The 9,280-nt window shown below is 66.3% G+C and carries 7 protein-coding genes; 4 read left to right on the top strand and 3 right to left on the bottom strand.

The features are described from left to right. Positions 1-56 precede the first annotated feature (56 nt). The 3 genes from HV701_RS26115 to HV701_RS26105 all read right to left on the bottom strand — a co-directional run bounded on the left by HV701_RS26115 (position 57) and on the right by HV701_RS26105 (position 3,944). A complete protein-coding gene (locus tag HV701_RS26115; protein ID WP_175135902.1) occupies positions 57-719 on the bottom strand; it encodes a response regulator transcription factor in 663 nt (220 codons plus the stop codon). 306 nt (positions 720-1,025) lie between these two features. After that, positions 1,026-1,775 (bottom strand): response regulator transcription factor, encoded by a 750-nt coding sequence (locus HV701_RS26110; RefSeq protein WP_175135901.1) that lies wholly within the window; start codon positions 1,773-1,775, stop codon positions 1,026-1,028. A 558-nt stretch (positions 1,776-2,333) separates the two neighbouring features. Further along, a complete protein-coding gene (locus tag HV701_RS26105) occupies positions 2,334-3,944 on the bottom strand; it encodes a glucosamine inositolphosphorylceramide transferase family protein (protein ID WP_254595255.1) in 1,611 nt (536 codons plus the stop codon). A 356-nt stretch (positions 3,945-4,300) separates the two neighbouring features. On the opposite strand from HV701_RS26105, the gene HV701_RS26100 reads away from it, so the two are divergent. The 4 genes from HV701_RS26100 to HV701_RS26085 all read left to right on the top strand — a co-directional run. Then, a complete protein-coding gene (locus HV701_RS26100; RefSeq protein WP_175135900.1) occupies positions 4,301-4,972 on the top strand; it encodes a TetR/AcrR family transcriptional regulator in 672 nt (223 codons plus the stop codon). Between the two features lie 65 nt (positions 4,973-5,037). Further along, positions 5,038-7,386 (top strand): acyl-CoA dehydrogenase, encoded by a 2,349-nt coding sequence (locus tag HV701_RS26095; protein WP_175135899.1) that lies wholly within the window; start codon positions 5,038-5,040, stop codon positions 7,384-7,386. A gap of 27 nt (positions 7,387-7,413) precedes the next feature. Beyond that, positions 7,414-8,709: an acetyl-CoA C-acetyltransferase gene (locus HV701_RS26090; RefSeq protein ID WP_175135898.1), complete on the top strand. Its 1,296-nt coding sequence runs from the start codon at positions 7,414-7,416 to the stop codon at positions 8,707-8,709. Then, on the top strand, positions 8,706-9,280 hold a 575-nt coding region (locus HV701_RS26085; RefSeq protein ID WP_175135897.1), incomplete at its 3' end, for an enoyl-CoA hydratase-related protein. The genes HV701_RS26090 and HV701_RS26085, both read left to right, overlap by 4 nt.

The following is a 9,280-nucleotide window of genomic DNA, read 5'->3' as shown; positions in this document are numbered from 1 at the left end:
CGCCGCTGACGCCGCCGCGATGCCCGGCGGCCGCCGGCGCCGGCGGCCACGTCGCCTCATTTCTCGTCGCCCTTGACCGTGTGCGCAGCCGCGCCCCCACGCACCAACCCCATCTGCACCGCGATATAGGCCGCCTCGGCCTGGTTGCGCGCGTTCAGCTTCCAGTACAGGGTCCGGGCGTGGCTCTTCACCGTGGCCACTGAAATCCCCACCTGCTGGCCGATCTCGCGCATGGTCTTGCCCTGCACCAACAGCTGCAGGATTTCCTCCTGCCGTTGCGTCAGCTCGCGCAATTCCTGCAGCGGCGCCTGAGAGGCGGCCAGTACCCTGGGCGACGGTTGCGGATAGCATTCCCCGCCCGCCAGCACCAGGCTGACAGCGGCGGCCAGCGCGTCAGGGCTGGACGCCTTGGGCAGATAGCCGGCCACGCCGGCACGGGCGCAAGCGGCCATCACGTTCTGGTCCAGCACCGAGTACAGCGCCAGCACCAGCCGCGGCATGAACAGCGCCATCGCCTGCGACAGCAGACCGATGTCGGGTTCGGCCACGCCGCTGCAGCCAACCACCAGCAATTCCACTGGCCGGTTGATCGAACCTTGCATGTTGACGAGATGGGCTGGCGAGATCGCCAGAATGTCCTCGGCGTTCCGCACACGCTCCAGCACATGCTGGATGGCGACACGAAGCAGAGCGTAGTCTTCGATTAGAACGGTTGTCATCCCGGGGGGAACCTTGTGACGCTGGGTCCAGACACGGTTCCCATGGCACGGCTGCGCTCGGCGGCAACGGCGGTTCCTGCGCCTGGCCAGGCTCACGGGAATCTCGTCCGCCGCGTGGCATCATGCTGGCGCGCATTGTGATGCGCCATCTCAACCATGCTTGCGGACACAACCCATGCTATCAGCGGCTACGTTCGCTGAATCTCGTGCAGGAGGATGATTGGTGGAGGAATGCTGCGGCACGGCGACCGTCGATGACGCAGTGAGTATGCCCTAGGCGGGATGGCCGGGCCGGCCCCCCCGCCCCTAGCCCAGCTTGCGGCCGTAGAGCTGTCCGGCCTCGGCTTCGCGGCCGTTCGGCTCATGCCATTCCAGCGTGGCGCCCCGCTGCAGCGCCGCATACACGGCTTCGCCCTTGTTCTTGACATGCAGGCGCTGATAAAGGGTGCAGGCATGCGTCTTGGCGGTCGCGACCGAAATATTCAGCATCCGGCTGACCGTCTTGATGGGATAGCCGCGCGCCAGCAACACCAGCACTTCGTATTGGCGCGGGGTGATCTGCAACAGCTGGGCGCCGGCGCTGACCGGCATGGAGGCCTTGCTCGCGCCATCGTCCAGGTCACGCGCGGGCAAGGCGCAACTGGCCTGCGCCGGAGCCTGCAATGCCTGCTCGCTCGGGAAACACTGTCCGCCGGCCATGACCAGGCGTATCGCCGCTTCCAGGATCTCGACCGATGCCGTCTTCATCAGGCAGCCAAAGACACTGGCGCCCGGCAAACCCTGCACCGGCATCGGCAGCGGCATGACATCGGTCAGCAGCAGGATCCGCTTGGGACTCAATTCACGCTGGATCTCGTGCAGCGTGCTCCAGGCTTCCTCGCTGTCCACCGGCAGGCCGTAGATCAGGAGATCGGCGCCCGCATGCGCGCCACTGGCCTTGGAGACGTCGGCCAACCCCATTCCCTCGATTTCCCACACATCGTCCAACTTGCTCAGAATCTGCCATAACCCCAGCCGCAAGAGCGGATGAGCTTCAATCAGGACCATCTTGGCCATGGTGTCCTCCCGGTAGTTCGACAGGCCTAGAAGGGATCTTCGCTGTGCTGAAGACTATTTTTTTTCCAACCCTGCGCGGGTGTTCCGCAATATCCCGGAATATCTAATGAAGCCGTACCGGGCCATTTGGGCTGGGGACTTTCGTAGCCAACATAACGGATGGCATGAACTCATCTTATGGTTCGAATTTCGCAAAATCAAGACACTTGCAATTGATATAATCCGACAAAAACAGAAATCATTCGTTAGCCTTAAACCCGTCTCCTAAATCCGGATGAGAGGGTGCCATCATCCTTTCATCCGCTAGGGTTTTTACCGAGCCCCCCTCTGGAGCATCGCGCCGTCCTACCGCGGCGGCAGCGGCCGCGCGCACGGCATGGGCCGGAACCCGTCCGCGGCCAGGCATGACCACGCCCAGCCCGAGGGCTGCAGGGGACTGCAAGGATAGGCCGGATTGACGTACAGGCTTGTCTATATGTTTCCAGCGACACATTAAGCCCGGACAAGAAAGCCGTAATCGCAATATAGGTAACATTTTTATTTTCTATCACTACGGCGTCATTTACTCCATATAGGCGAAGTCAAATACCGTATGCCCCCCCCCTGATGATGCCAATGGTGCATTGAAGCATGGCGTTTTCTCAGGAAACTGGCGTAGTGAATTTCGCCATCGGTCTCGACGTAGGTCGAAGGCGACAGCTCTTCGATGCGGTTGAGCGAAACGCCCTTGCCGTAGTGGCAGAAGCCTTGGTACTGCGCGCAGCGGATCACCTCTCCCGCAGGAGAGACAATGATGCCGGCGTTGCGGGCCCGCATCGGGTTGCGCACGATGGGGTTGCAGGCGTGCGGCGTCCACTGCTTCGAGCGCGGCGAATCGGCGAAAAAGGCGAATAATTCGTCGCAGTGGCTCTGGCCATCCGTGCGATCGATATTGGTTAACAGCCACCAGTATTCACCGCGCTTGAATATAATCGTATCGACCGCCGAAACATCGGTCATCAACGTCATGTCCAATTCCCATTTCAACGGGAATTCGGTGCATTTCCATAATTCTATGCTGCGATTTCCACAGGTTTCCGGCACCATGTAGGTAACGCCTTCGTACTCGAATATATAAGGAAACGATAAATGATAGGGTAGGCTCAGAGCGGTCCCCAACAGCCGGAAAGCCCCGTCCTCAAAGGTTGCGACCGAAATCGTGCCTTTGCGGGAATTAAAATCGTAATCCTCGAAAAATATATATGGATTATTGCCGTGCGTATATACAAAGGGATCCGCGAAGAATCGACCCTTGGGCGGCTGCAATACCATGGCCTCGGACACCACCGCCTGCTGCCGGGCCGATGGAAACATCCCTATCCGCCAACGCACATTGCGCCCCATGACGCGGCGCACAATCAAATCACCCATTAACCAGGCCTGGCGCGCGATATAGGCGGCGCTGTCCCATTCGGCCGGATCGTCGCGGCGCTGGCCGCTCATGATCTGCATGCCGGGCGGCGCCGCGCCCGGGCGCGCCCGCGCCAGCGCCAGCAAGGCGTCGTAAACCATGAAATTGCCGAGGCTGAAGGCGCGCGTCTGGTTCTTCAGCCAGAACACCTCCGTGTTGAAACTGCGCTGGTCCAGCAGCGCATCCTGCTCCACGCTCGCCCCCACCCGCCACAGCTTGACGGTGGTATGGTCCTCGCGCTGGTAGACCTCCCAGAACCCGGCGTAGCGGCTGGTCGACACCGCGATATCGGAATAGCTCAGCTGCCATATGCCGAGCCTGGCCCAATCCGCCATGCGCGCGCGCAGCGGCGGCACCAGCGGCCGCGCCCCCAGCATGATCACCAGGTCCAGCCCCAGCGCCGCGACGCCGTCGTCACGGCCGGCATCGCCCGGATCGGCCGGCAGGCGCAGCAGCGGCACCGCTGCCGGCAAGCCATCGCGCAGGTCGCGGCAGGCCAGCATCTGCCGCTGCCGCGGCGGCAACAGGCGCGACTCCAGCCGCGACAGGGTGCCGAACAGCGCCTTGGCGCCCAGCCGTGGTTCGGTGCCGGTCTTCTCCATCACCAGCAAGGCGGCCATGTCGTAGTCCTGGCTGCGCGCGAGCCACTCGACCATGTCGTGGATCCACCCGGGCTGGTCGGTCCCGTCCAGCAACAGCCCCACTCGGTAGGTTTTCATATCTCCTGCTCCTGTGTCAGGGCGCAATGGCCTGCGGCACCGGAACGGCGATGGGGCTCGCCAGGCGCATCCACGGTGCCACGGTTTCAAGTCCTCGCGCTGATACTGCGGCGTTTCGGCGCGGCTTTCCAGACGGCTTTCAATCTAGGGCGCTCGTCCGAGGACAAACGGCGTAGCGCCGTTTGGACGAGGCGTCCGCCTTTTTCTCGGCCAACGGCGCGAGCCTTCGTGCAAAGGAACGAAGGGCTCGTCCGGAACGTCTCGGGATTCATGCGTACCGGCTAGGGATAACCACTATCGAATCCTGGCACCGGGACGTGCATACTGCTTTCAAACGAACGTTTGATTTCACCCAAATGCAAGAACTCAGATCCTCCAACACCCGCGAATCGATCCTGGACACCGCCGAAGCCCTGTTCGCACAGCAGGGCCACGACGGCACGTCCATGCGCCAGATCACCGGCGCGGCGGGTGTCAACCTGGCGTCGGTCAACTATCACTTCGGTTCCAAGGAATCGCTGGTCCAGGCCGTGCTCAAGCGGCGGCTGGAAGTCCTGAACCGCGAACGCCTGCGCCTGCTGGACGAACTCGAAGCGCAGGCCCAGGGCAAGCCGCTCAAGCCGTCGCAGATCGTCGATGCGTTCTTCGGCACGCTGCTGCGGCTGGCGGCCGATCCGGCGCAGGCCGGCAGCACGTTCCTGCCGCTGCTCGAACGCACCATGACCAACCCCACCGGCTTTATCCGCGCGCTGTTCGCCGAGGAATACGCCGACGTGCTCGATCGGTATCGCAACGCCCTCTTCGCCGCGCTGCCCGATGTGCCGCGCGCCGAGATCGTGTGGCGTTTCCAGTTCATGCTCGGCGCCACCTCTTACGCCATCATCGGCACCGACCTGCTGCGCTCGGTGACCGGCTGGACGGTCGACGAGGCCGAGCAACCCGACAACCCCGAGCTGCTGCTGCCCCGCCTGATGAGCTTCCTGCTCGGCGGCCTGCGCGCTCCCCTGCCGCAGCATCCCGCCACCTAGGGCGCGCGCCCCGGGGTCAGTGCGGTGCGGCAGTTCCTGAGAATTCGAAAAAGGAGACAAGGAAAATGAATGCAGTCATCGTCGCGCTGGTCGTCATCGCGCTGCTGGCCGCCGTGCTGCTCGGCGTGCGGCCCGTCAGGCGGGCCTTGCTGTCGGCGCCGATCTTCAATCTCTACCGCAAGGTGCTGCCGCAGATGTCGGACACCGAGCGCGATGCGCTCGAGGCTGGCACGGTCTGGTGGGAAGGCGAGCTGTTCCGCGGCCGCCCCGACTGGAAGCGCCTGCTGGCCTATCCGCGTCCGCGCCTGACCGACGCAGAACGGCATTTCCTCGACCACCAGGCCGAAGAGGCCTGCCGCATGGTCGACGACTGGAACATCTCGCAGGAGCGCTTCGACCTGCCCGCCGAGGTCTGGGACTATCTCAAGCGCAACGGCTTTCTCGGCATGATCATCCCCAAGGAATACGGCGGCCTGGCGTTCTCGGCCTACGCGCATTCCGAGATCGTGACCAAGCTGTCGACGCGCTCGTCGGCGCTGGCGGTCTCGGTGATGGTGCCCAACTCGCTCGGCCCCGCCGAGCTGCTGTTGCACTACGGCACCGATGAACAGAAGAACCACTACCTGCCGCGCCTGGCGCGCGGCGAGGAAGTGCCGGCGTTCGCGCTGACCAGCCCGTGGGCCGGTTCCGACGCCGCCGCCATCCCCGACAGCGGCATCGTCTGCAAGGGCGAATGGCAGGGCCGCGAAGTGATCGGCATGCGTGTCAGCTGGGACAAGCGCTACATCACGCTGGCGCCGGTCTGCACGCTGCTGGGCCTGGCCTTCCGCCTGTACGACCCGGACGGCCTGCTGGGCAGCGTGAAAGACCTGGGCATCACCTGCGCGCTGGTGCCGCACGACCACCCGGGCGTGGACACCGGCCGCCGCCACTTTCCGCTGAACGCCATGTTCATGAACGGCCCGACCCGCGGCCAGGACGTCTTCATGCCGCTGGACTTCATCATCGGCGGCCCGGCCATGGCCGGCCAGGGCTGGCGCATGCTGATGGAATGCCTGGCGGCCGGCCGCTCGATTTCCCTGCCGTCGTCCAACACCGGCATGGCCAAGCTGACCGCGCGCGCCGTCGGCGGCTACGCCCGCGTGCGCAGCCAGTTCCGCACCCCGGTCGGCAAGTTCGAAGGCGTCGAGGAAGCCCTGGCCCGCATCGGCGGCCACACCTACATGATGGACGCCGCGCGCGGCATGACCGCCGGCGCCGTCGACCTGGGCGAGAAGCCTTCGGTGGTCTCGGCCATCGTCAAATACCACGTCACCGAACGCGCCCGCCAAGTGGTCAACGACGGCATGGACGTCATCGGCGGCAAGGGCATCTGCCTGGGCCCGTCCAACTTCCTGGGCCGCGCCTACCAGCAGATTCCCATCGGCATCACCGTGGAAGGCGCCAACATCCTGACGCGCAGCCTGATCATCTTCGGCCAGGGCGCGATCCGCTGCCATCCCTATGTGCTGGCCGAGATGCGCGCCGCCCAGTCGCCCGACCGCAAGCAAGGCCTGGACGATTTCGACCGCGCCTTCTGGGGCCACGTCGGCTTCGTCGCGCGCAACAAGCTGCGCGCGCTGGGCACCGCCCTGACCGGCGGCCGTTTCATCGGCGTCGACGCCGACGTCGCGCCCGAAATGAAGCGCTACTACCAGCTGCTGAGCCGCTATTCGGCCGCCTTCGCCCTGCTGGCCGACACCTCGATGCTGGTGCTGGGCGGCAGCCTCAAGCGCCGCGAACGCCTGTCGGCGCGCCTGGGCGACATTCTGTCGCAGATGTACCTGGCCAGCGCCGCGCTCAAGCGCTTCGAGGACGAGGGCCGCCAGCGCGCCGACGCGCCGCTGGCGCACTGGTCGGTGCAGGATGCGCTGTACCGCCTGCAGGACGCCATCGACGGCGTGCTGGAAAATTACCCCAACCGGCTGGTGGCGTGGGGCCTGCGCCGCATCGTCTTCCCCTGGGGCCGGCCGCAGTCGCTGCCGTCCGACCAACTGGGCCAGGAGGTGGCGCGCCTGCTCATCAACCCCGGCGCGGCGCGCGATCGCCTGACCGCCGGTTGCCATGTGCCCGCCAGCGCCGACGAACCGGTCGGCGCGATCGAGCAGGCGCTGGCCGCCACCCTCGAAGCCGAACCGATCGAATCGAAGATCCGCGAGTTCGAGAAGCGCGGCACGCTCGATGGCAACCCGCAGGCCAACGTGCGCGACCTGGCCGATGCCGTCCATGCCGCTGGCGGCATCACCGCCGAAGAATATGCGGTGGTCAAGCGCCGCAACGACTTGCGCGACATCGTGGTGAAAGTGGATGACTTCCCCTTTGACCTGGGCATCACCGGCGCGGTCAAGCCGGCCGGCGAACGCAAGGCGGCCTGAGCCCCGTCCACACACCAAGGAGATCGGATGGCATTCAAACCGGTATATGTGGTCGACGGCGCCCGCACCCCCTTCCTGAAGGCGCGCTCGGGCCCCGGCCCGTTCGCCGCCGGCGACCTGGCCGTGCAGGCCGGCCGTGGCCTGTTGCTGCGCCAGCCCTACGCCCCCACCGAGCTGGACGAAGTCATCGTCGGCTGCGCCGCGCCCTCGGCCGACGAGGTCAACATCGGCCGCGTGATCGCGCTGCGGCTGGGCTGCGGCAACAAGGTGCCCGGCTGGACCGTAATGCGCAATTGCGCCTCGGGCATGCAAGCCCTGGATTCCGCCATCGCCAACATCCAGACCGGACGCTCGCAGCTGGTGCTGGCCGGCGGCACCGACGCCCTGTCGCATGCGCCGGTGCTGTTCTCGGACGACATGGTGCGCTGGCTGGCCAGTTGGTATGCGGCCCGCGGCCTGGGCGCCAAACTGGCCACCCTGCGCCGCCTGCGGCCGCGCCATCTGGCGCCCGTCATCGGCCTGCTCAAGGGCCTGACCGACCCGGTGGTCGGCCTGTCGATGGGCCAGACCGCCGAAAACGTCGCCACCCGCTTCGGCATCAGCCGCCAGGCCATGGACGCCTATGCCGCGCAAAGCCATGCGCGCGCCCTGGCCGGACGCGCCAACGGCGCCTTCACGGAAATCACGCCGCTGATCGACACGCAGGGCAAGCTGTACCCGGACGACGACGGCGTGCGCGAGGATTCCACGCCCGAAAAGCTGGCCAGGCTCAAGCCGGTGTTCGACAAGCCCTGGGGCAACATCACCGCCGGCAACAGCTCGCAGGTTACCGACGGGGCCGCCATGCTGGTGCTGGCCTCCGAGGAAGCGGTGCAACGCTGGAACCTGCGGCCGCTGGGCCGCATCATCGACAGCCAGTGGGCCGGCCTCGACCCGGCCATGATGGGCCTGGGTCCGGTCCACGCGGCCACCCCGATCCTGCAACGCCACGGCCTGGGCCTGAATGACCTGGACTTGTGGGAGATCAACGAAGCCTTCGCCGCCCAAGTGCTGGGCTGCCTGGCGGCCTGGCAGGACGAGGCCTATTGCCAGGAACACTTCGGCACGCCCGCCTGGGGCGCGCTCGACCCGGCCCGCCTGAACGTGGACGGCGGCGCCATCGCCATCGGCCATCCGGTGGGCGCCTCGGGCGCCCGCATCGTGCTGCACCTGCTGGAGGCGCTCAAGCGCCGCGGCGCGCGGCGCGGCATGGCCGCCATCTGCATCGGCGGCGGCCTGGGCGGCGCGATGCTGGTCGAAACGCTGGACGAGGACCGCCAATGAACACGCTCGACACGCTCTCTCACTGGCGCCTGGAGCGCGACGCCGACGGCCTGGCCTGGCTGACGTTCGACCGCGCCGGCAGCGCGGTCAACGCGCTGTCGGCCGACACCATGGCGGAACTGGCCACGGTGCTGGACGCGCTCGACGCGCAGCCGCCCAAGGGCCTGGTGATCCGCTCGGGCAAGGCCACCGGCTTCATCGTCGGCGCCGACGTCAACGAATTCGCCGAACTGAACACGCCGGAGCAGGGCCGCGCCCTGGTGGCGCGCGGCTGGAATCTGTTCAACCGCCTGGCGGCGGTGCGCTACCCGACACTGGCGCTGATCCAGGGCCATTGCCTGGGCGGCGGCCTGGAGCTGGCGCTGGCTTGCCGCTACCGGCTGGTGGAAGACGCGCCCGACGCCTCGCTGGCGCTGCCGGAAGTCATGCTGGGCATTTTTCCCGGCTGGGGTGGCATGCTGCGCCTGCCCGCCGTGGTCGGCGCGCCGGCCGCGCTCGACATGATGCTGACCGGGCGCGGCGCCGATGCGCGCCGCGCGGCCGCGCTGGGCCTGGTGGACGCGCGCGTGCC

It is taken from the genome of Achromobacter pulmonis (assembly GCF_902859765.1).
In the GTDB taxonomy this organism is placed as follows: Bacteria; Pseudomonadota; Gammaproteobacteria; order Burkholderiales; family Burkholderiaceae_B; genus Achromobacter; species Achromobacter pulmonis.
The sequence above is the reverse complement of the archived record's forward strand: the minus strand, read 5'-3'. Positions and strand labels throughout refer to the sequence as shown.

Excerpts from the sequence above, each read along its gene's own strand:
- HV701_RS26115 (WP_175135902.1), bottom strand. The coding sequence starts at position 719 with ATGACAACCGTTCTAATCGAAGACTACGCTCTGCTTCGTGTCGCCATC.
- HV701_RS26110 (WP_175135901.1), bottom strand. The coding sequence starts at position 1,775 with ATGGCCAAGATGGTCCTGATTGAAGCTCATCCGCTCTTGCGGCTGGGG.
- HV701_RS26090 (WP_175135898.1), top strand. The coding sequence starts at position 7,414 with ATGGCATTCAAACCGGTATATGTGGTCGACGGCGCCCGCACCCCCTTC.
- HV701_RS26095 (WP_175135899.1), top strand. The coding sequence starts at position 5,038 with ATGAATGCAGTCATCGTCGCGCTGGTCGTCATCGCGCTGCTGGCCGCC.
- HV701_RS26100 (WP_175135900.1), top strand. The coding sequence starts at position 4,301 with ATGCAAGAACTCAGATCCTCCAACACCCGCGAATCGATCCTGGACACC.
- HV701_RS26105 (WP_254595255.1), bottom strand. The coding sequence starts at position 3,944 with ATGAAAACCTACCGAGTGGGGCTGTTGCTGGACGGGACCGACCAGCCC.